Annotated in this window: 22 protein-coding genes, 2 tRNA genes and 1 pseudogene; 5 read left to right on the top strand and 20 right to left on the bottom strand. The window is 41.8% G+C overall.

The features are described 5' to 3' along the window. Positions 1–25: 25 nt before the first annotated feature. The 5 genes from ACOBWA_RS00460 to ACOBWA_RS00440 all read right to left on the bottom strand — a co-directional run bounded on the left by ACOBWA_RS00460 (position 26) and on the right by ACOBWA_RS00440 (position 4,391). Complete coding sequence (locus ACOBWA_RS00460) at positions 26–913, bottom strand: EcsC family protein (protein WP_420229896.1); 888 nt, start codon at positions 911–913, stop codon at positions 26–28. Between the two features lie 199 nt (positions 914–1,112). Further along, entirely contained in the window at positions 1,113–1,244 is a 132-nt protein-coding gene (locus ACOBWA_RS00455) for a hypothetical protein (protein ID WP_420229895.1), read from the bottom strand. Between the two features lie 38 nt (positions 1,245–1,282). Continuing rightward, positions 1,283–2,128 carry an NADP-dependent oxidoreductase gene (locus tag ACOBWA_RS00450; protein WP_420229894.1) on the bottom strand — a complete coding sequence of 282 codons (846 nt, stop codon included), beginning with the start codon at positions 2,126–2,128 and terminating at the stop codon, positions 1,283–1,285. Positions 2,129–2,314: 186 nt separating this feature from the next. Further along, positions 2,315–3,070: an endonuclease/exonuclease/phosphatase family protein gene (locus tag ACOBWA_RS00445; RefSeq protein WP_238068831.1), complete on the bottom strand. Its 756-nt coding sequence runs from the start codon at positions 3,068–3,070 to the stop codon at positions 2,315–2,317. Positions 3,071–3,278: 208 nt separating this feature from the next. Further along, positions 3,279–4,391, bottom strand: a complete 1,113-nt coding sequence (locus ACOBWA_RS00440; protein ID WP_102091366.1) for a hypothetical protein — start codon at positions 4,389–4,391, stop codon at positions 3,279–3,281. 490 nt (positions 4,392–4,881) lie between these two features. On the opposite strand from ACOBWA_RS00440, the gene ACOBWA_RS00435 reads away from it, so the two are divergent. From ACOBWA_RS00435 to ACOBWA_RS00415, 5 genes are all read left to right on the top strand, one after another. Then, positions 4,882–5,061 carry a hypothetical protein gene (locus ACOBWA_RS00435; protein WP_420229893.1) on the top strand — a complete coding sequence of 60 codons (180 nt, stop codon included), beginning with the start codon at positions 4,882–4,884 and terminating at the stop codon, positions 5,059–5,061. Positions 5,062–5,087: 26 nt separating this feature from the next. Continuing rightward, the gene (locus ACOBWA_RS00430; protein WP_420229892.1) at positions 5,088–7,106 is read left to right on the top strand and encodes a M3 family metallopeptidase; all 2,019 of its coding nucleotides are present in this window, start codon (positions 5,088–5,090) and stop codon (positions 7,104–7,106) included. After that, positions 7,107–7,364, top strand: coding sequence for a YheV family putative metal-binding protein (locus ACOBWA_RS00425; RefSeq protein ID WP_102092661.1), 258 nt, complete (start codon positions 7,107–7,109; stop codon positions 7,362–7,364). It abuts the gene before it with no gap. Between the two features lie 143 nt (positions 7,365–7,507). Next, positions 7,508–8,056 carry a hypothetical protein gene (locus ACOBWA_RS00420; protein ID WP_420229891.1) on the top strand — a complete coding sequence of 183 codons (549 nt, stop codon included), beginning with the start codon at positions 7,508–7,510 and terminating at the stop codon, positions 8,054–8,056. A 34-nt stretch (positions 8,057–8,090) separates the two neighbouring features. Continuing rightward, entirely contained in the window at positions 8,091–8,654 is a 564-nt protein-coding gene (locus tag ACOBWA_RS00415) for a hypothetical protein (RefSeq protein WP_420229890.1), read from the top strand. Between the two features lie 119 nt (positions 8,655–8,773). Here the strand turns inward: ACOBWA_RS00415 and pnp are convergent, their stop codons facing one another. The 15 genes and pseudogenes from pnp to tpiA all read right to left on the bottom strand — a co-directional run bounded on the left by pnp (position 8,774) and on the right by tpiA (position 22,548). Then, positions 8,774–10,876, bottom strand: a complete 2,103-nt coding sequence (pnp, locus tag ACOBWA_RS00410) for a polyribonucleotide nucleotidyltransferase (RefSeq protein WP_420229889.1) — start codon at positions 10,874–10,876, stop codon at positions 8,774–8,776. A 688-nt stretch (positions 10,877–11,564) separates the two neighbouring features. Further along, complete coding sequence (gene rpsO / locus ACOBWA_RS00405) at positions 11,565–11,831, bottom strand: 30S ribosomal protein S15 (protein ID WP_045443035.1); 267 nt, start codon at positions 11,829–11,831, stop codon at positions 11,565–11,567. Positions 11,832–12,200: 369 nt separating this feature from the next. Continuing rightward, a complete protein-coding gene (locus tag ACOBWA_RS00400; RefSeq protein ID WP_420229888.1) occupies positions 12,201–12,386 on the bottom strand; it encodes a hypothetical protein in 186 nt (61 codons plus the stop codon). Positions 12,387–12,500: 114 nt separating this feature from the next. Next, positions 12,501–12,662: a hypothetical protein gene (locus ACOBWA_RS00395; protein ID WP_420229887.1), complete on the bottom strand. Its 162-nt coding sequence runs from the start codon at positions 12,660–12,662 to the stop codon at positions 12,501–12,503. A gap of 97 nt (positions 12,663–12,759) precedes the next feature. Then, positions 12,760–13,284, bottom strand: a complete 525-nt coding sequence (locus ACOBWA_RS00390; protein WP_102078737.1) for a type 1 glutamine amidotransferase domain-containing protein — start codon at positions 13,282–13,284, stop codon at positions 12,760–12,762. A 386-nt stretch (positions 13,285–13,670) separates the two neighbouring features. Next, positions 13,671–14,294: a tRNA pseudouridine(55) synthase TruB gene (locus tag ACOBWA_RS00385; protein ID WP_420229886.1), complete on the bottom strand. Its 624-nt coding sequence runs from the start codon at positions 14,292–14,294 to the stop codon at positions 13,671–13,673. Further along, complete coding sequence (locus ACOBWA_RS00380; protein WP_420229885.1) at positions 14,213–14,746, bottom strand: hypothetical protein; 534 nt, start codon at positions 14,744–14,746, stop codon at positions 14,213–14,215. The genes ACOBWA_RS00385 and ACOBWA_RS00380 overlap by 82 nt, the downstream gene beginning before the upstream one ends. Positions 14,747–14,755: 9 nt before the next feature. Further along, complete coding sequence (locus ACOBWA_RS00375) at positions 14,756–15,145, bottom strand: ribosome-binding factor A (protein ID WP_102078739.1); 390 nt, start codon at positions 15,143–15,145, stop codon at positions 14,756–14,758. A 199-nt stretch (positions 15,146–15,344) separates the two neighbouring features. After that, a pseudogene (gene infB / locus ACOBWA_RS00370) lies at positions 15,345–18,068 on the bottom strand (translation initiation factor IF-2). Positions 18,069–18,216: 148 nt separating this feature from the next. After that, positions 18,217–19,701 carry a transcription termination factor NusA gene (gene nusA, locus ACOBWA_RS00365; protein WP_057757751.1) on the bottom strand — a complete coding sequence of 495 codons (1,485 nt, stop codon included), beginning with the start codon at positions 19,699–19,701 and terminating at the stop codon, positions 18,217–18,219. Between the two features lie 135 nt (positions 19,702–19,836). Then, the gene (gene rimP, locus ACOBWA_RS00360) at positions 19,837–20,337 is read right to left on the bottom strand and encodes a ribosome maturation factor RimP (protein ID WP_057757748.1); all 501 of its coding nucleotides are present in this window, start codon (positions 20,335–20,337) and stop codon (positions 19,837–19,839) included. 452 nt (positions 20,338–20,789) lie between these two features. Further along, positions 20,790–20,866 (bottom strand) — tRNA-Met (locus ACOBWA_RS00355). Positions 20,867–20,988: 122 nt separating this feature from the next. Then, positions 20,989–21,071 (bottom strand) — tRNA-OTHER (locus tag ACOBWA_RS00350). Between the two features lie 141 nt (positions 21,072–21,212). Next, a complete protein-coding gene (secG, locus tag ACOBWA_RS00345) occupies positions 21,213–21,521 on the bottom strand; it encodes a preprotein translocase subunit SecG (RefSeq protein WP_021814138.1) in 309 nt (102 codons plus the stop codon). Between the two features lie 214 nt (positions 21,522–21,735). After that, positions 21,736–22,548: a triose-phosphate isomerase gene (gene tpiA / locus ACOBWA_RS00340; protein ID WP_420229884.1), complete on the bottom strand. Its 813-nt coding sequence runs from the start codon at positions 22,546–22,548 to the stop codon at positions 21,736–21,738. Between the last annotated feature and the right edge of the window lie 17 nt (positions 22,549–22,565).

Here is a 22,565-nt window from a genome sequence, read left to right as displayed (position 1 = left end):
GCTGACTTAACGAGTCATTTAATTCTTACGCGAGACGATCTAAAAAACGCTCACGATAACACTGGTAAGCAGCTTCACACACATTGGCAGTGTAGCTAGCATTAACACCACCTGCGACTACTGCGCCTACCGCTGGAATGATTTGCGCCGCTTTTGTCTTAACGATGTTAGTGGCTACTTTAGTCGCTGTCTGACGCAGTACACGAGACATGACTTCTTCATTAATCTGATTGAATGCTTGAGTTTCTGGATCTTTAATCATCGCCTGAGTGTCATCTAACGCCGCTTTACGCTCTTCAACAGAGGCAGAAGTTGCTACAGCCAATAAAGACATAGCAAATAGCTGCTCGCCTTCATCATTGATATCAAAGCCATAGTACGTTGCATATTCTCCAATCGCACGTAGATTGGCTGTAATAAGCCCAACGACGTCAGCAGGGATACCTGCCCAGCCTACGACCCCTGTGGTCACCCCTTGCGCACTGGTTAGCGCTACATATTTGCTTTTGAAAAACTTAACTTGTTTATCTACAACAGCAATGGGTAGACGTTTAATGTCAGACAGCGTTTTAATAGAGGAGTCATTAATATCTGCTGTCTCTTGATAGCTATCGATAATGCCTTGAGTGTCCAATGTCCAGTTGGCTGCATCACTCAAAGCAGTAATCGTTCCCTCAGTTGCTTTTTTTAGAGAATTACCAAATTGTGGAGCTTCCATCAATGCATCACCAGCTGCTATCACAGGGGTATTAAGCACTGCTAACGTCTTGTCCAAGATCCTTTTATCAGGGTTCTTCCATGCTTCTATCTCTGCACGGACTTTTGCTTCATAAGCAATGTGGTCATCTGTTCTTTCATTGCTGGTCTTATTATTGATAGTCTTATTGTTGATAGTCTTATTGTTGATAGTCATATTATTCCCTTTATTAGTATCGTTCGCTTTCTATCCTATGATAAATAAACGAAGACTACAGGGACGTTCTGTTGTTCAAAATAAAACTTTTGTATGATTTGTTAAGTCATCAGTTAAGTTTACTGGGTTTCAACAGATATCCCTTTACTAATAAATACTACCAAATAATTAGGCAATCTTGACATTCACTCAGCTGCTGCTAAGACAATCTTGCCAAAAGCATCGCCTTTTGTAACTCATGGTGCGCTGCAACGACTTCTGAGAGTGGATAGGTTTTTTGAATTTTTAAAGTTAAATTACCATCGGCCACTTCCTGTAAAGCACGCGCCATATCTTGACCACTACGCTGCGCTTTGTAACCTGCTACTGCTAAGTCTTTTGCTGACCGGCTTCTTTGAGCTTATCAACCCAAATAGTTGGCAACACATTTACTCGAGCACCTGATTTGAGTACGCTAAGCGCGCGGACACCTGCATCATTACCGACTAAATCAAGTAGCATATCGGCTTGTAGGTCAGGAAACGCTTCATCTTTGGTATAATCTATCCAACCCGCCAGCTTAGATACGTCTATCAACTCATCAAGCTTGGCGTATTTTTCTGGCGAGCAAATTACCGTCACCTTGATGTTATCTTGTGCCACCTTATTCATGAGCAGTTGAATTAATAAATGACCAACACCGCCTGCTGGTGCATTAATCACCACATGCTCGCCTGTTTTTATATCAGCAAAATCTACAAATTGTAGTGCCGTTTGTCCGATACAAGGCAAAGCACCTGCCTGCTCTAAGCTGACATTATCTGGTACTTTTGCGAGCAACTTGGCATCTACTGTTGCATATTGCGCATAGCCGCCACCGCTAAAGGTCAAGGCCGCTACTCTATCGCCAACAGCAAACTCGTCGCTATTACTGCTGACTACTTCGCCTGATACATCGAACCCTAAAATAGCTGGCTGATCATTCTCAAACTTGTCTTTGCGAATGTTTTCCGCACCCCAGCCTTTACCTTGGCGAGTTTTATAATCGACAGGGTTAATCCCAGCATAGGCAATTTTTACCAGTACTTGGTCGTCCTGTAGCTCAGGGACATCAGCACCATCTTGATATTTCATTACTTCAGGCTCACCGAACTCGCGTATGAGTACGGCGTGCTGTGTCTTAGGTATATTGTGGTTAGCTTGTTGATTATTATCAGTAGTAGACGTTGTTGCCATCGTAGGATATCCTTATATTTTGTTTATTAGGCTGTACTTGTTATTCATTTTATTGAAACGTTGTGCTGTTAATATCACTTTCAATCGAGAACATAGTTAATTAATAATATGATCAATAAAGACAATTGTTCATATATCGATAGATTGCCAATATAATACATTTAGACGAATTATTATAGTTAGGTATTAGGGCAACATCAGTTCTGCACTAATGGGCAGGTGATCTGATAGCGAGGACCAAGGTTTTCCAGTGTGTACCCAAGCATCCTTAACAAGCAAATTGCGCACGTAGATACGATCTAAACTAAGCACTGGCAGTTTTGCGGGAAAGGTTGACAACAGCTTGCCATGACAATGCTTGAACGCTTCTATCATACCGAGATCTGACGCCAGTTTGTCACAAGACATCTTTTTCCAATCGTTAAAATCGCCTGCCAAGATGAGCGGTTGATTCGGCGCAATCTCATTTCGCACATAATCACTAATCGCTTGATACTGCTTGATACGATCACGCTCAAATAAATTTAAATGTGCACACAATACGACAACTGGCATCTCCCAACCGATAGGCTGTACCTCACAGTGCAAGACACCGCGCTGCTCAAGCTTATTAACCGTAATATTTACATTGTGTTTGGGGTCTAGCGGAAAGCGGCTCAATACTGCATTGCCGTGGTGGCCGTTTTCGTATTCGGAGTTTTTACCGTAACTGTTTTGCAAATCTAAAAATTCGCCGAACCATTCATGCTGCGATTGATCTGGGTACTCGTTGTATTGCATATTGCGTTTAAGGTTTTGGCCTTGCACTTCTTGCAGGCACAAGACGTCTGAACCCACAGACTCTAGCGCCTGAGCAATACCTTGCATCTTCACTTGGCGATTCAGCGGTGACATGCCTTTGTGGATGTTGTAGCTGGTTAAAACAAAAGAGGTGGTAGTCATAGTTTGGTTAGTTGTACGCTCATTATTTATGGAGTAAAGATCAATAGCTCAGCTACGATAGCATCCATAGTGATTGTAATGACAGACATAAAAAGAGCACTGGCTCGTATTGAACCAATGCTCTCATAGTACACCTATGTATTATTAACGGCTAATTCATAAATGGCTGATTCATAAATGAACATCGCGCATAGGTGTCATAGTCAGATTAGTAGCGAGTTACTAGCGCTATTGGTTGATCTTCACCCATAATATCTTGTGGCATAAATACAGCTTCGCCGCCATTGTGAATGACGTGCTCGATGATTTCACCGATTGCATCATCTGTGATGCCTTCCGTAGTAGCATCATTGGCAGGGCTTAACGTTTGTGCCTTTTCATCAATCTTAGCAGATTGTATATAGCCACGTCGTACATAAAGTGTCTCGCCAGCTCCTTGGAAAGCACTTCGATATACTTCCTGCAAGTCAGTCTGCAACATATTCGCACCGCGAGCTTTGTCGATTTCGCCCAATGCAGCTTTATGTAATGAGGTGCGATACTCTTCTACGGCTTCTTGCACGCTATCTACGATATGCTGAGCACTACCGTCTTCTAGATTGGTCGCATTCGATACTGTAGCGATGATATTGTCTGGACGATCACAGATTTCTTTATAGTAGCCAATATTTTTTGCATCACCAACTATAACAAGAGGCATTTTATGCTCGCCCCACAATTCTTGGACACTTTTATCAACTTGGTTAAAGAATTCTTTTAAGTGACTGCTTTCATTGTTTGATGAGCGATCTGAGCCACCGTCGCCTGTTGTGTATAGTCCGTTGTTTTCAACAGGGAACTGAATGTTCTCCATATTGTTTTGTGCATCATCATCTTTATCGAACTCTCTTACAACGCGGTCGTTAGACGCTTCAATCAAACGCGCATTATCACGAGTTAAGACCACCGTATAATAATGAACCGCACTTGCCATATCACGAACCAAGTCACGCGTAGCAAATCTATCTGAGATCACAACGCGTTCTGTTGTATCAATTGGCATACGAATGACTTGCACATCATCTGTACTAGCAAATATAGCTAAAGTATCAAGGTTATAATTGTGATTGAGCTCACTGATTTTATTTTGAATATTATCTAGAATGGTAGTCGCTGTTCGTTTATCGTACTCTTTTGTCAGACGATCTTCGGCAACCTTTAATTGGTTTTTTAGAGCGATAGGATCTTGCTCATTAGCTGGATGTTCACGATGCGTTTTAACAAAGATACTTACTGCAGGGTTAGCTTTAGTTTCACGTAAACTTTTAAGAGTCGCTTTCATATATTGCTCCTTGTTTTATTATCATTCATTTTTAAATTTATATATCTCTTCACTCATATACTGTTATAAGCGTAGAAATTTCTATCCGTGTTTTTCTTACATCTTATCGATGCATAATATTTAAATTCCATTATCTTGATGCTAACAGCTATACCCCACTCCCTGTAGGGTTAATTTGCAAGCAAATGATAGCGCTTTGTAAGTAGAGCACTCTATATTGTTAAAGAACTGCCTTAACGAACATAGCTACATATTCAGATAATTATCTTGAGAAGTTGAATCTAAATACCAGAATCTCGACATCTACTTTCAGATTGCTAGCACTGTCCTAATTAGTTGAATCGTATAAAAGTGCTTAGGTTGTATTTTTACCAAACGAACCCATCTTTTATATAATCTATATATAAAATAAGAACACACTGTATATTTCAATAATAGCCAGACTTTTCTCATTTTGATTAATAATAATTCATTGATATCGGATACCTATATGACACCTTCTCCTTTAGATTTACGCCTTGTCGATTTTGCCGACACTGCGCCACATACGTTACAAAACCAAGTAATTGATGCTATTGATGCTGCCAATGCTTTTTTAGATACTTTAACCGCGATAGAAAGCGGCAGTGCTGAAAAAACAAGTGCTGAAAAACAAGTGCTGAAAAAATAAGCGCTGAACAAGCTTTAGCAGATGTGATGAGCTTTGACCATGTCAATTTGGCATTAGATCGTAGCTGGGGTATTTTGTCGCATCTCAATAGCGTGATGAGTAACGATGAGATTCGTCATGTTCACCATGAGCTGCTACCAAAGCTATCTGCTTACGGTACGCGGGTTGGACAGCATCAGCCGTTGTTTAATCGCTATCAAGCTATCGTCAATGACACAGATTTCTTTGCTACGTTAGAGCCTGCTCGTGCACGTGCAATCGAACTGGCATTACGTAGTTTTGAGCTATCAGGCGTTGCGTTACCTCAAGCTGAGCAAGAAAATTTTGCCGCTATCCAAAGTGAGTTATCAACCCTGTCTGCAACCTTTTCGGACAATATCTTGGATGCGACACAAGCATTTGCCCTGCCTTTAGAAGGTTCTCAGTTAAAGGGGTTAACAGAGAGCGGTCTGGCACTATTGGCAGATGCAGGCGAGCAATACAAAGCGCGTGAGCTTGCTAATGGCACTCTGAGTCAAACAGATATAGATGCACTTCCTACTCCTTATTATGTGGCCAGTTTAAATATCCCCGTATATCTAGCGATCATGACTCATGCGGACGATCGTAGCCTGCGTGAGACGCTGTATCATGCTTATGTCACGCGCGCCTCTGAGTTTGATACGCATACCAATGCAAAAGGTAATTCATTAAATAATGCTGACAATATGAGTCAAATACTCTCATTACGTGAGCAAAAGGCTAAGCTACTTGGTTTTGCAAATTATGCTGAAGTATCGCTATCGACTAAGATGGCAGACAGCGTCTTAGAAGTTGAAACATTCTTACGTGACTTAGCAACGCAAGCAACCCCTGCTGCCAAAGCAGATTTGGCACAGCTACAAAAATATGCTAGCGATTATGGCATTGACGAGTTGCAACCGTGGGATAGCGCCTATATCGCTGAAAAGGTAAAACAAAGTGAGTTCAGCTTATCGCAAGAGGAGATTCGCCCATATTTCCCATTACCCAAAGTGATTAATGGCTTGTTCACTATCGTTGAGCGTCTATACGGTATCAAAGTACAAGAGCAAGGTCATAAAGATGCAGAAAGTGACTCAGTCTCTCGCTGGCATGACGATGTGAGTTTTTATCAATTATTCGACGCTGATGATCGCTTGCTTGGTGGCTTCTACTTTGACTTATTTGCACGTAGTGGTAAGCGTGGCGGTGCATGGATGAGTGGTTTCCAATCTCGCTATAGCTACGAAGAACAGAACCATCAGCAACTACCCGTTTGCTTTATGGTTGGTAATTTCACGCCAGCACTTGATGGCAAACCTAGTTTATTGACCCATGATGAAGTATTAACCTTATTCCACGAGTTTGGTCATGGCTTGCATCATTTATTGACTCAAGTCACGGTGGGCGATGTCGCTGGTGTCAATGGCGTTGAATGGGATGCGGTCGAGCTTCCTAGTCAGTTTATGGAAAACTGGGCTTGGGACGCTGAAGGTATCGCTCTTATCAGCAGTCACGTTGAGACTGGTGAGCCATTACCTAAAGACAAGCTCGATGCACTACTAGCAGTGAAAAACTTTCAAAGCGGCATGCAAACACTGCGTCAGATTGAGTTTGCTCTATTTGATTTACTCATTCACGCTCATACGCCAGCACTAAGTTACGATGGTATTTTAGAGACGCTCAATACTGTCCGTCATGATATCTCCGTTATGCAAACACCTGACTATAACCGCTTTGCTAATGGTTTTAGTCATATATTCGCGGGTGGTTATGCTGCAGGCTATTACTCATATAAATGGGCGGAACTGCTGTCAGCTGATGCGTTTAGCAAGTTTGAAGAAGACGGTATTTTCAACCCAGCGACAGGCAAAGCGTTCCGTGAATCTATCTTATCTGTTGGCGGCAGTTTCCCAGCGAAGACCAACTTTGAAAATTTCCGCGGTCGTAGCGCCAGTATCGATGCCTTGCTACGTCATAATGGTTTCACTGATGCTGAAAATATTGAGGCCGCAAATACTCAAACGACGCGCGAGGTCATTTAAATGCGTTATCAATCATCTAGTCCCAAGCGCCGATTTTTAGCAGGGGTACGTTGTCCGAAATGTCAGGAGATGGACGCTGTGGTGCAAGTCAATATCGTAACCCCTGCCCCAGATGAGTATATTGAATGTACTCAGTGTGGACACACAGAGCAACGCCCCGATCCTGATGCCATTAGTGCAAAGAACCATTTAGAAGATCAGATGGCTCGTGATGCGATGGCGACTGGCACCAGCGGCACTGTAAAATTTAAGCCTTAGCTATCTAGCACTTATACTTGAAACTAGATTAAATACTTTATTATTTAATGAGTCTATTAAGCCTATCTATCAATAGATAGGCTTTTTATTTTGAGTTTGCTATAGTATGGCTACTTATATTCTTGACTTGAATCGATCATAATATGAAACCAGACAATATCCGGCCTTCATCCACCCACACTTCTAAGAAGAAACAGACTAAATCACGTCAGAAAATTTTGGTAGTACTTATCTCCATATTGCTACTTATTATCATTGTCTACCTTATCATAGGAAGGGCTGGCACTCAATCCACACTCCCTGTAGATAACGCCACTTCAGCACCAGCAACTGAGCAAACGCAGACAGAATTAGCCAAAGACAGCACTTCGAAAGAAACAGATGATTCTGTGATTAACGATGGTGTGCTCATAGATGAAAACTCTGGAGCAGCCAATAATGACAATAACGCGATACCAAATCCTACTGCTATATTAGATGCGCCTCTACCAGAAAATGATAGCTTGGCGAAAGAAGAGATTGATCGTTTAGAAGATGAGCGTCAGCGACTGGCCGAACAAGAAAAGTTAGCCGCTGAACAAGTGGCTATGAATAAGCAGTTGACTGATATGAAGGCAGAACAAATTGCGCTACTCGAACAACAAATTGCTCAGTTAGAAGCAAACGACTCTAATAAAGCGACGGTTCAATAACCGTATACTTGATTTAGTTATAGAGAGGCTTACGATGGCGATTTTGCAATTCACACATGCCTCTATTTTAAATAGCAATGCACAGCTGCTTGTTTTACCTGTCAACAATACTGGTATCGTTTTAGATCCTGTACTCACACGAGCGAAAACTCTATTTGCTGATAACTATAGTCACTATCATCGTGCATGCCGCGATGGTAGTCTGAATGTTGGTAGCTGCTTAATTAATAAGCGTACACGTGAGCAGGTCGGACTTGGTATCAGTAGTAACGGTAACCAGCCAAACTATATTGCCAACCTTGTGATATCAAACCATCCTTATCATCCAGCGCGCACACGTTGGCTGACTGCTGCCTTGATTGATTTGCAACAGCAAATAATGCCGCTTATACGTTACCAAGGCATACGCAGAGTTGCATTGCTTGCACGGCCACTTATCTCAGGCAGACCACGTGATATCGTATCCAGTGAAAGCACTACAGTAGATACCCTGCCTTTAGACTGGCATGCTGATACTTTGCCATTACTAACTGAGTACTTACAAGACCTACCAAAACTTCGTATCGATATACACCTGCCTAAAAGCATTGAGTTATAAATGGCCTTTTAGCTAGCCAGTCATCATCTTTTTGGACACATAAAAAAACCGCCTTGAATACTCATAACGAGCATTTCAAGGCGGTTTTTTCTTATTTAAACCACATCAGATATTGAATATTAGTTCTGCTCAACACCTTTCATAGTTAGTTTGATACGACCACGGTTGTCAACGTCTTGTACAAGTACTTTAACGACCTGACCTTCTTTTAGGTAGTCTGACACATTCTCTACGCGCTCTTCTGCGATTTGTGAAATATGTACTAGACCATCAGTGTTTGGCAAGACATTTACAAATGCACCGAAGTCGACGATACGAGCAACGGTACCTTCATAAGTTTTACCAACTTCAACTTCAGCAGTTAGTGCTTCGATTTTGCCGATAGCTGCCTTGGTCGCTGCTTTGTTTTCACCAAAGATACGGATGGTACCTGCATCATCGATATCGATAACCGCGCCAGTTTCTTCCGTTAGCTGACGGATAGTTGCGCCGCCTTTACCGATAACGTCACGAATCTTGTCCGGGTTGATTTCGATAACCGCGTAGTTTGGTGCATGAGCATTGATTTCAGTACGGCTCTCAGGCAATACTTGGTTCATTGCTTCTAGGATATGGATACGACCTGCATGAGCTTGTTTAAGCGCTTGCTCCATGATGTCAGGGGTAATACCTTCGATTTTGATATCCATCTGAAGTGCAGTGATACCATTTTTAGAACCGGCTACTTTAAAGTCCATATCACCTAGATGATCTTCATCACCCAAGATATCTGACAATACAGCAAAACGATCGCCTTCTTTAACCAGACCCATCGCGATACCAGCAACTGGTGCTTTTAATGGTACGCCTGCGTCCATCAATGCCAAGCTTGCGCCACAAACAGAAGCCATAGAAGATGAACCGTTAGATTCAGTAATTTCTGATACCACACGAATCACATACGGGAAACGCTCACTATCTGGTAACATCGCTTGTACACCGCGGCGTGCTAGACGACCATGGCCGATTTCACGACGTTTTGGAATACCTTCACGGCCAGTTTCACCAACTGAGAAATGCGGGAAGTTATAATGCAGCATGAAATGGTCACGAATCGTGCCACCTAGTGAGTCAATCATGTTGACGTCACGGCTGTTACCAAGTGTGGTAGTAACCAATGCCTGCGTCTCACCACGTGTGAACAATGCTGAACCATGCGTATATGGCAATACACCAACTTGTACGTCAAGCGCACGAACTGTCTCAGGGTCACGACCATCGATACGCGGCTTACCTGACAAGATGTTGTCACGAACGGTACGATATTTAAGGTCGTTATAGATTTCTTTAAGCTCAGATACGGTATCAGCATAAGTTTCTGACTCAGCATCACCAGCAAGTGCATCAATAATTGATTGCTTAATTTCATCAAGCTTCGTGTAACGTGCTTGCTTATCAGTAATGGTATAAGCGTCAGCAACTTGCTCGCCGAACTGCTCTTTCATGCTACTGGTAAGTGCTTGATCACGCTCAGGAGCAGAATATTGCTGCTTAGCAGTGCCAATTTCTTCAGCCATTGAAGCAATGTTATTAATAACGATTTGTTGTTGCTGATGGCCGTACAATACTGCACCTAACATCTGGTCTTCTGACAGCTCTGCCGCTTCAGACTCAACCATCAATACCGCAGACTTAGTACCAGCCACAACCAAGTCTAGATCACTGGTTTCAAGCTGCTCAGATGTTGGGTTTAGAACGTATTCGCCGTTAATGAAACCAACACGAGCGGCAGCAACAGGACCATTAAATGGCGCATCAGAGATAGCCAATGCTGCTGAGGCACCGATTAGTGCAGCGATATCTGCAGACTGAGTTTTATCTGATGATACAACTGTAGCGGTGATTTGGATTTCGTTTACGTAGCCTTCTGGGAATAGCGGACGAATCGGACGGTCAATCAAGCGTGAAGTTAAGGTTTCAAATTCGCTCGCACGGCCTTCGCGTTTGCCGTAAGCACCTGGGATTTTACCCGCTGCATACATTTTTTCTTGATAATTAACCGTTAGCGGAAAGAAGTTTTGACCTTCTTTAGCTTCTGATTTTACGACTGCTGCAACTAATACTGTTACGCCGCCCATATGTACTAAAATAGAGTTTGCTTGACGGGCAATACGGCCTGTCTCGATAACAACCTGCTGGTTGCCATATTGAAATTCACGCTTAATGGTGTTGAACATTGTCATATAATCTTCCTAATGTTGACTGACAAAACTGATATCAGCGTCAAAAAAGCTGATATCTGTCATTAAAATTCTGTGTATATGGCTATCAGTTGACATGTTTTCTATTAGAAATCATCGCAACCAATGCCAATAACGTTACTTGGTTGTCTCATATATTTGTCTGAGTTAGACATCGTACTATTATGTATATTCGGTCGTGCAATTTTGGCTTTACTATAAATACTATCAAAAGACATTAAGTCAAAAGACTTCGATGCTAAAAACCCTACATGCTATTTTCTAGGCTTTCAAATATCAGCTATCCGCGCCGATTACCAAGCCAAATCATAAGTATTTTATCAATAATCGCCATATCTGTAGCAGATGCGCTATCAAACTCACAAGGCATTATTTTACAGTGATTTATAGCCATTGACCAATTAATTGCACAGTAGCGTAATTATCGTCAGAAAATACCGTATTTCAGACTTGGTTAGTACAGTTTATACCTATATTCCTCTTAACTATTCTATAAAAGGAGCTATAGCTCTTACTATTTGAGCACGGTATCTAAAACGAATAAGCATAAAAAAACGGCGTGAAACTATTCCACACCGTTTTTGGAAAAATCTATTTTATCGATAACAACAAACAAGTTCCAAGCGATTTAGCAAAAAATTCAGCATCCACTCGTACTATTGTCGTTAGATTAACGACGTAGACCTAACTGGCTGATTAGAGTAGTGTAACGACCAAGGTCTTTACCTTTTAAGTAATCAAGCAGTTTACGACGCGTGTTAACCATACGGATAAGACCGCGACGGCTATGATGGTCAGCTTTGTGTGCTTTAAAGTGGTTCTGCAAATCATTGATACGAGCACTCAACAAAGCTACTTGAACTTCTGGGGAACCAGTGTCATTTTCGCCACGTTGGTATTGAGCGATGATTTGTTCACGATCGGTATTAGTTAGCATAAATATCTCCGGCAATGCTAAAAACTTTAAATACAGGCTGCAATTTGAGTCAGTATTAAAGCAATAGAATAATAAATAAAATAACCTGTACGCCATTCAGGACAACCCTGCATTACTAGAGTTGACCTAGTGTACGACAAGCTCAGTTAACAACCATTTAGTATGTTTTGAATCGTACATTGCATTTAGCTATAGCACTACTTAATCAAAGTAATGCGCTAATGACAGTACATCATTCAAAACCTAATTTAAATGTGGGGGTAATTATAACAAAAAACTGCTGAACTAGCAGCAGTTTTTCATAATACTTGTAAAACTACAATCAATCGTTAATAGATGACAGTTATTATATAACTATCTATTAAGAGCCTACCTAGGATACCTATTAGCGTCAGACTCTGTCGCATTGCCGCCTAGTTCATCATCTTCAAGAGGCGCAGCAGTAGTAACTTCCGCTAGACTGTCTGGGGCAGTATGCTCACTTGGATTGATTTCTTCTGCAAGCTTTTCAATCTCTTTTTCCTGCTCGTCCATATTGTTCGGTGAATTACTCATATTAGCTCCTGAATTATTATTTTGTGGACTAACGGTAGTTGCACTCATCGAGCATAAGACGTGCAAACTATAAACGTATTAATGCCACCCTACTACAGGTGGCATATTAAAAACTTACCTGTCTTCTTTCGCGCTTTCTAAATTAGCTGCGATACGTTCTGCTGCTGCTTCGCTATTTTCATTGTGATTGTCTTCAGTTTGACCTTTAAGTGCTGCTTCTGCTGAATCAGAACGTTGTTGCTCAAGTTTAGTATCGTTTGGGTTAGAGTTTGACATAGTATCTTCCTTAGTTATGATTATGAATATTAGTTGTACAGAGTTGAAATTTAATAGTACTTAGTTGATTAGACTTGTTTAATTAGAAGTCAAAATTCTAAGATAATGCTTTATCTATGGCATCAACAAAATTAGGAATATCGTCTGGGTTACGCGAGGTAATAAGATTGCCATCTACTTGTACTGTCTTATCTACGTAGTTTGCTCCAGCATTTTCTAAATCTAGTTGCAAAGTAGGATAAGCGGTGAGTGTTTTGCCTTTAGCAATACCTGTATTGATGAGAGCCCAAGGAGCATGACAAATAACAGCTAGTGGCTTTCCTGCTTCATTTATAGCATTGATAATTTGATGAGCCTTTTCGTTACCACGAATAGTATCAGCGTTGACAGTACCACCTGGTAACACCAATGCATCATAGTCAGAAACGTTAGCATCTTCTACAAAGATATCAGCAGTAAAAGTATCACTCTTATCTACGTCTTGCTGCATGGCTTGCACTTCTTTTTTATCATTTGTTGTTATGAGAAGTGTTTTATAGCCTTTGTCTTTTAGCTGATTATTGACGTCTTCATACTCTGCTTGTTCAAAGTGGTTATGTAGTAAAAAAGCGATCGTTTTCATAACTTTCCTTCTTCTTATCTATTAGTTTTTGTGAGCCAGTATATTTTTATAAGTTAGTTTTATTATTGTTTGGCAGTACATTCTCCTTTGAACTATTTTATTTTTGTTCAAATGCGTCCTTTCTGCATTGGTTTTTACTTTTAATTGTTTATCGTTTTAGTTATTAACCTTATGGCAATTTTTTATTTTTATAATATTTGTCCGTTTTATTTTTTAACTCAGTATTCCCTATCTGATGAATCTAGAGTACAAAAAAAACAGGTTTCACCATAGGCGAAACCTGCAATAAAATGTGACGGTATGTGATTAGTGTAAACTATTAGTAAATCAAGCCAATATTAGGTGGTAGTTTCTCTATTTAAGTAGCATTGATGAAAACTTTACTATTAGCGCTGAATCAATTTCTTAGGTTGTAGACGTCCGTTTAAGCTCACAGACCCCAAACCAAGAAACTCTCCCTGCTCATTAAGTAAACGTATATCAATAGGTAGCTCGTGCTCTAAAGGCTGCGAGATGTCAATGCTGTCTTCAGTACCAACAGTATTAGTTTCTGCTTCACTGGCATTGGATATTTGATAAGCAGCATTGCTTGCAACATAATCTTTGAGCTTACCTGTTAGCTCATCAAATACGTTTAGGCGCTGACCCATATGTACGCGGGCGCATTGCTCCTCTGTCAGCGTCAGTTCAGCATCGATATCAATACAAGCATCGATAGGCAGCAGCCAAAACTGACGCTCCTCTAAACCATGCTCTTCTAATGAAGATAAAGCGATCGCATCATCAATGCTGAAGTTCCCTACTTGTGTACGACGTAATGCCGTCAAATGTCCTAGCGTACCTAGCTGCTTTGCAATATCTTCCGCTAATACACGTACGTAAGTACCTTTGGTACAAGTAACCGTTAGATTAATCTGGGTATCATCTATCATCTGTAGATTGATTGCTTTAATCGTAATATCTCTAGGTGGTCTATCAACCTCAATACCAGCGCGAGCATATTCATACAATTTTTTGCCGTCTTTTTTAGCGCTGAATACATCGGTGGTATCTGCTGCTGAGCACCCAAGAACTGCTGGGCAATAGTCGCTAATGAGGCTTCGTCAAATACGGGGATAGAAGCCTGCGTTACGATTTGACCATCAGCATCACCAGTATCGGTTTGACTACCTAGCAAAATAGTCGCTTGATAAGATTTATCAGCATCCAGTTGATAATGGCTAAACTTGGTGGCTTCACCCAAGCAAATAGGCAACAGGCCAGTTGCCATCGGATCAAGCGTTCCTGTATGCCCTGCCTTTTTACTATCGTGGAAAGGTGATTTAAATAAATACTTCACTTTTGACACAACTTGCTGCGAGGTCATACCTTTGGGTTTATCCACCAATATGACACCTGAAACTTTTACTTTATCAGGTACTTTATTGGCTTGTTTATCAACCTGCTTAGACGCTATAGACATAATAATAATTTACTCGTCATTCTCGTTTTGCTCAGTTTTAGTCACGGCTTTACTAATCAAGTCCATCATATAGTTACCACGAGCAGTCACTTCATCGTAATGAAAACGTAGGCGCGGCGTAGTACGTGTCTTTAAGCTATGGCTTAATTCCGTACGCAAGAATCCTGCCGCTTTATTAAGTACTTTGATGCTTTCTTCATGGTTGGTCTTGTTCATAGCATCATTGAGCTCAGGCTCCATGATAGTGACATAGACATCCGCATAGCCTAAATCTGGGCTAACTTTGACGCTAGAGATCGTGACAAAACCCGTTAGACGAGGGTCATTGACTTCATCGCGAATAAGAACAGCAAGCTCACGCTGAATCTGATCCGATAATCTTTGTAAACGTTGGTTCATGTTATTACCTTACTTTAATGGGCTTATTTTATTACTGTATAAATCTGTTGATTAATAAATGTTGCACTGATATGTGCTAAAAAGGCCTAGCAGGATGTACCTGTTAGGCCTAAGTACAGCTGAATATTAGCAAAGTATCTAAAAGCTTAGCGGATTACGCATATTGCATTAATACATACTCTGCTATCGAACAGCAGCTTTAGATAGTACGTGCGAACTCTTGGATTTCGAAGACTTCGATCTTATCGCCAGCTTCAACATCATAGCCACGAACGGCCAGACCACATTCCATACCAGTACGTACTTCATTAACGTCTTCTTTGTAACGACGCAATGATTGCAATTGACCAGTAAAGATAACTTGGTCATCACGCAATACGCGGATAGGTTTGTTGCGATAGATTGTACCTTCGACCACCATACAACCAGCAGCAGCACCGAACTTACTAGAACGGAATACTTCACGAACGTCTGCAACACCAAGGATTTTCTCACGATGTTCAGGAGCAAGCATACCGCTCATTGCTGATTTAACATCATCGATCAAACCATAGATTACGCTATAGTAGCGAATATCCATGTTAGCAGTGTCTGCTTTGCGGCGTGCGGTAGCATCTGCACGAACGTTGAAGCCTAACAGTACCGCTTCACTAGACTCTGCCAGGGTTACGTCAGACTCAGAGATAGGACCAACGCCTGAACTGATCACTCTGACTTTTACTTCGTCAGTAGACAATTCGTTTAGGGCAGCTAGTAGTGCTTCAAGTGAACCACGTACGTCTGTTTTTAGTACGATATTCAAGAATGACACATCGCCTTGGCCCATCTGATCAAACATGCTTTCTAAACGCATGGCATTTTGACGCTCAAGTTGACGCTCACGCTCACGGTTGGTTCTAAAGTCCGCAACTTCACGAGCTTTTTCTCATCCGTTACAACTAGGAACTCACTACCAGCAGCAGGTGTTTCAGGCAGACCCAAAATCTCTACAGGAATAGAAGGACCAGCTGATTTAATACGTTGGCCATGCTCGTCGGTCAATGCACGAACTTTACCATAGTGCTCACCAGCTAGAACCAAGTCGCCTTGCTTCAATGTACCTTTTTCACTAGGACACTAACGACAGGACCACGACCTTTTTCCAGTCTTGACTCAATAACCACACCCTGAGCAGCACCGTCTAATGGCGCTTCTAGCTCCATTAGCTCAGCTTGTAAGCTAATGAATTCTAGTAGGTCTTCGATACCTTCACCAGTTTTGGCTGAGATACGAGCCATTGGTGTATCGCCGCCCCATTCTTCTGAAACAACTTCTTTCGTCGTTAATTCATTAAGAACACGGTCAGGATCAGCGCCTGGCTTATCCATTTTGTTGATAGCAACAATAATCGGCGTACCAGCTGCACGTGCATGATCAATCGCTTCTGCTGTTTGTGGCATCATGCCATCATCAGCTGCAACCACCAATACAACGATATCAGTCGCTTGAGCACCACGTGAACGCATTGCGCTAAACGCTGCGTGACCTGGAGTATCAAGGAAAGTAATAACACCGCGATCAGTTTTTACATGATAAGCACCGATATGCTGTGTAATGCCGCCCGCTTCGCCATTCGCAACTTTCGTTTCACGAATTTTATCTAGTAGTGAAGTCTTACCATGATCGACGTGACCCATGATAGTCACTACTGGTGGACGAGTCTGAACGTTACTACTACGCTCATCAACTGCGTATTGTAAGTCATCTTCAACTTTAGTATCACTAACTGGTACTGGGTTGTGGCCCATTTCTTCAACAAGCAAGCTTGCGGTTGCTTGATCAATCGTATCTGACTCACGAGCCATTTCACCCATTTTCATAAGTAATTTAGTTACTTCGCGAGCTTTAACCGCCATGCGCTGCGCAAGATCGGCAACTGAAATTTGCTCACTAATCTCGACATCATAGACGATTTTTTCGACAGGTTTTTCAAACTTATGCTGTGATGCTTGAGTTGAACGCAAACCGTTTTTGCGGTTTTTGATTTCGCGTTCATCTTGGTTCTTACGACGACGACCACGAGTACCAGTACTGTTCGAACCACGTTTGATTTCGCGACGCTCTTTTTCGAAAGACTCTTCTAGTGCATCACCGACCAAACCTTCAGCCAATGGCTCATCTTTACGTACTTCAGTAACAGGCTCACGATCTGTATATTTACCAGCCATTTTGCGCATTTGCTCAAGTGTACGCTTTTGCGCTTCTTCAGCTTGTGTACGGCGGGTTTCTAATTCGATTTCACGCAGACGCGCTTCTTCTTTCTCACGAATCTCGCGAGCTTTACGTTCAGCAGCGGTTTCAACTTTAGGCTTAGTAGCAGCAACCTTTTTCTTCGGCTGCTCTTTAGGCTTAACTTCAGCAGTCGCTTTGCCGCCTTTTTTGACGACAACTGATGTAGAAATATCATCGTTTTTGTCGTCTGATCTTTTGCTAGAGCCTAGGCTTGCACGCATTGCTGCTAGCGTTGCTGCTTGACGCTCTTCCGCTTTTTTCTTAGTAGCGGCGCGTTCCTCAGCTTCTTTTGCTGCACGTTCTTGAGACTCAATTAGAGCCTGCTCACGAGCGGCTAGCTCTTCAGCCATTTTTTCTGGATCAGGCTTTTCGAATACTTTCTTTTACGCACTTCTACGTTGACGCTCTTAGATTTACCAGAAGAGCCGGTCACACGTGCAGTACTGGTCGTCTTAGATTTAAGACTAATACGACGCTTTTCTTGTTGACCATGACTTTGCTTTAAATACGTCACCAGCTTTTCTTGCTCAAGCTCGGTGACTAGGTCATCCTCTGCGCGAGCAGGCAGGCCAGCATCTACTAATTGCTGCTTTACAGCATCTGTAGTTTTGCCTACCATTTCTGCCAGTTCTTTGACGGTCTTATCTGCCATTTATTATCACCTACTGTCTATTATTTGCTATATGTTCAATTCAGTTGTTGGCTACAAATGATTGGGTTAAGGCTGATACTTATAAATAGATATCAGCGCTTTATTCTCAATAGCATATCACCAAAAGACAGCGATATGCAGTTACCGCTTATTCATCGAACCAAGATTCCCGAGCTTTCATGATGAGTTTTCCTGCAGTTTCAGAGTCTAATCCTTCGATATCTTCTAGATCGAAGACGGCTTGTTCTGCCAAGTCATCAACAGTAATGATGTCTTTTTGCGCCATTTTATAAGCCCAACTGACTGTCATACCTTCAAGCTCTTGAAGCTCTTGACTTGGCTCTTTCATGTTCTGTTGTTTGACCAGTTCATCAGCGATGACGACTTCTTTAGCACGCTCTTGAATCATATCAATTGCTTCATCGTCTAGACCTTCGATATCATAGAAAGTCTCAACTGGTACATAGGCAACTTCTTCAATACTGGTAAAACCAATATCAACCAATGCCTGTGCTAAATCTTTGTCTACTTCTAGACGCTCATAGAATAATTCAATAAACGCTTTTGATTCGTTTTGCTGACGTTGCTGATACTCTTCTTCGAGCATCATATTAAGCTTATAGCCTGTCAACTCAGACGCTAGACGTACGTTTTGACCTTGTGAGCCAATAGCACGCGCCAACTGATCATTGGTGCTAAAGATAATATCTGCCGTTTGCGTATCTTCATCTAAAATGATACTGCTTACGTCAGCAGGCTCTAGAGAGCTGATGATAAACTGGGCAGGATCATCTGACCATACCACCACATCAATACGCTCACCATCTAGCTCTTGCTGTACTGCTTGGATACGTGTGCCACGCATACCAATACAAGCGCCAACTGGATCAATACGATGATCGTTAGTCTTCACGGCTATTTTAGCACGAGTACCTGGTAGACGAGCGACGTTACGAATTTCGATAATTTGTTCTGCAATCTCAGGCACTTCTTTTTGCATCAATGCTGATAGCATTTCAGGATGCGTGCGAGATAACAGTAACTGCGCACCGCGGTTTTCACGATTTACATGGTACAAGATAGCGTTAATGCGCGATTTTGCACGTAATTGTTCGCGTGGTAACATTTGATCGCGTGACAAATAACCTTCAGCATTGTCACCCAAATCGATGATATAGCCATCACGAGTCTGTTTTTTGACTTCGCCATACATCATCTCACCAACACGCGGCTCGAAAGCGTCTGCAACTAGTGCACGCTCAGCTTCACGAATCTTTTGGATAATAACCTGTTTGGCTTGTGTAGCAGCAATACGACCAAATTCGATTGATTCAATTTGCTCTTCTTTAATATCACCAATTGACCATTCTTCTTGATCAAGATCGGTGATAGCAAGCTGACAAGCTGGCATTTCATGGTCTTCATCTGCAACCACTGTCCAGTAACGATAAGTATCGTAATCGCCAGTTGCACGGTCGATTGCTACCCGTACAGCCACTTCTGGCTGCTCGGTATATACTTTTTTCTTAGTCGATACCACTAAAGCGTCTTCAATTGCTTCAAAGATATCTTCAGGATTTAAGCCCTTTTCATTACTGACAGTTTCTACTACCGTTAAGATTTCACGACTCATGCTATACCTGTCCTATCATTTTTTAATTGACTTAAATTTTATAATTTGGGTGCTGCTATTATATAGTTGCTATAAGCCACATAAGCTATTGGAAGATAAAACTGTCTATTTATAAACAGTTACCCTAGTAAAAATCTAGGCATCTTCATAAATCAAATTGGCTTTATCAATATTACTTAGTGCAATCTCAAACTGCTCGCCATCACTTGACGTCAGTTTTAAAGAGTTTTCATCAATACTATCTAAAGTACCTGTGGCTTTACGACGTTTTTGATCGCCTGTACCGATAGCTTGAATCAGACGCAAGCTCACAGTTTGACCAACATACGCATGCATTTGCTCATCTGAGAAAAACGCACGATCAAAACCAGGTGAAGATACTTCTAAGATGTATTCACCAGCGATAGGATCATGAACTTCTAAGATACCGCTTACTTGATGGTTTACTGCCGCGCAGTCTTCAATCGTTACTTGTTTATCTTGGGCTTGCTCTTCTGGCAATGCCTCAATATAGATACGTAGTAAAGAGCGACGACCTTGTGGCGCAAACTCGATACCCCATAGTGACACATCACAAGCGGCCACGGCAGGGGCAATAATATTAGTCAGTTCTGCAACTTTAGTCGAAAGCTTCATAATCTCTTTGTATTTTCCTATTCACTTATCTATCGTACTTAGTAAACCGTATTAAAGATTGACTCTTATCTATATATAACAATCTTATGATGATAAGAATCACGGTCAGTATATAATTTTAAATCACAAATATATGATACATATTGTGCATTTATATAGGGACGAGCGTAAAAAACATCAAGCTCGGCCAAACAATGCTTTTATTATTTATAAAGCACTACTATCGATAAAAGTATGAGGAATAAAAGATAGTGTTGCTTAAGAAGCATCGTGCCGGTAGCGGCCGATGATGACCAGTGACGAGTAATATCGTACTCTATAGACTTAGAGCTTAGCATAAGTAGGATAGATACCGCGATAACACTGACCTTCAGATACAAAAAAACCCACAAACATAATGGTGGGCTAATCGGTACTGACAAATTTAGTGTACAAAACATCAGTATAAAAAGTGGTAGCGGGGGCTGGATTTGAACCAACGACCTTCGGGTTATGAGCCCGACGAGCTACCAGACTGCTCCACCCCGCATCAATCTAGAACGCATATTATAGGGAGGTTTCGTAGAAGTGTCAATACTTTTTTAAATTAATTATAAAATAAGTATTATCTGCTAAAAATCCAACCTGACGCTATGCTGCGTCTGTAAAACTTGGTGCGATTGGGGGGACTTGAACCCCCACAGCTTTCGCCACCACCCCTCAAGATGGCGTGTCTACCATTCCACCACAATCGCATTGTACTGCTCTGTTCCTATCATCCAGTCTATAATCGATGATGCTTAAGGTAGGCATCTATAGAACAGGAGTTGCGAAAACAGGAAAGCATTGTAAATCTAACCTACCAAAATAGCAAGCGCTGCCTACTTAAAAGAGGCTTACTCAGGATTTTGAGTCAATGGACGCGGCGTTTGCGGTGCTGAAACTGGCGCATCTAGACGAAACTGATCTTCTGCTTGCTTACGAGCATGAACAGCAAGTGTCATACTAGTAATAAAAAATATGACCGTTAGTACTGCCGTGGCACGCGTCAAGAAGTTAGCAGTTCCTGCTGCGCCAAACACGGTACCTGATGAACCGGCACCAAAAGAAGCTCCAGCGTCTGCCCCTTTACCATGCTGTATCAGAATCAAGCCGATCATGGCAATGGCCACAATAATATGCAGGGCTAATATAAACGTAAACATGGTGGCCTCTTTTGCCGCGTAATGACGACTGATAACGGAAAATAAAACGTAAGGTTAATAGAATGACAATCGGCATGATCAAATGCCAAATCGACTATATAAATAAGGCGCATTGTACACGATTGCAAGGGCAGTGTTAAACCTACTTTTACTAACTGATAAAAGCATACTGTCTATAAGCTATGATCTTGATATCTGAGCGTTATTTATTCATTTAAGCATTGGCTTGGTTAAATGCATCGGCAATCGCTAGAAAGCTCTCTGCTTTTAATGAAGCACCGCCTACTAATGCGCCATCAATCATAGCGTCAGAAGCAAAGCTATTGGCATTATCAGCATTAACACTACCGCCATACAGCACGGTAATCGTATCTGTTATATCAGCAAAGCTTGCAACCGTTTGTTTGATGTACTGATGAGTCTTACTCACTTCTGCCACAGTAGGCACTTTACCTGTACCAATGGCCCATACAGGTTCGTAAGCGATGAGCAGCCTTTCAGATAACGATGATGCTAACTCTGGCTGTTGAGTCAGTAAATCCTTAATAACCGAAAGTTGCTCATTGATAACGTCGAGTGTTTGACCATTGTCATACTGCTCTTGCGTTTCGCCGATACAAAACACCACGCCTAATTTCTGAGAAAACGCATGAGACAATTTGCTTATCAGGCAATCATGAGACTCTTTGTGATATTGGCGACGCTCAGAGTGGCCAAGTAGCGTCCAAGTGGCACCTGCATCTGCTACCTGCTGCGCTGAGCAGTCACCCGTATAGGCTCCTGTACTTGCACTATAGGTACTGACGTCCTGTGCGGCACAGAGTATTGAGCTATCTGCTAGACGCGTACTCACTGTACTTAAATGAACACAACTTGGTGCTACCATTAATTTACAGCGGTTTTTTGATGCCTGCGAGTTGGCTTGTTCTTCAGTATTAACTTTAGTCAATAAGTCGTCCAATAGTGCATTGACAGCACTGTTAGTCGCAGGATTCTGTTTCCAATTGCCAATTACCCAAGCTTGCATACTTATTTACCTTGTCT

Origin of the sequence: Psychrobacter sp. ER1 (genome assembly GCF_048631835.1) — a bacterium.
GTDB lineage: Bacteria > Pseudomonadota > Gammaproteobacteria > Pseudomonadales > Moraxellaceae > Psychrobacter.
The sequence above is the reverse complement of the archived record's forward strand: the minus strand, read 5'-3'. Positions and strand labels throughout refer to the sequence as shown.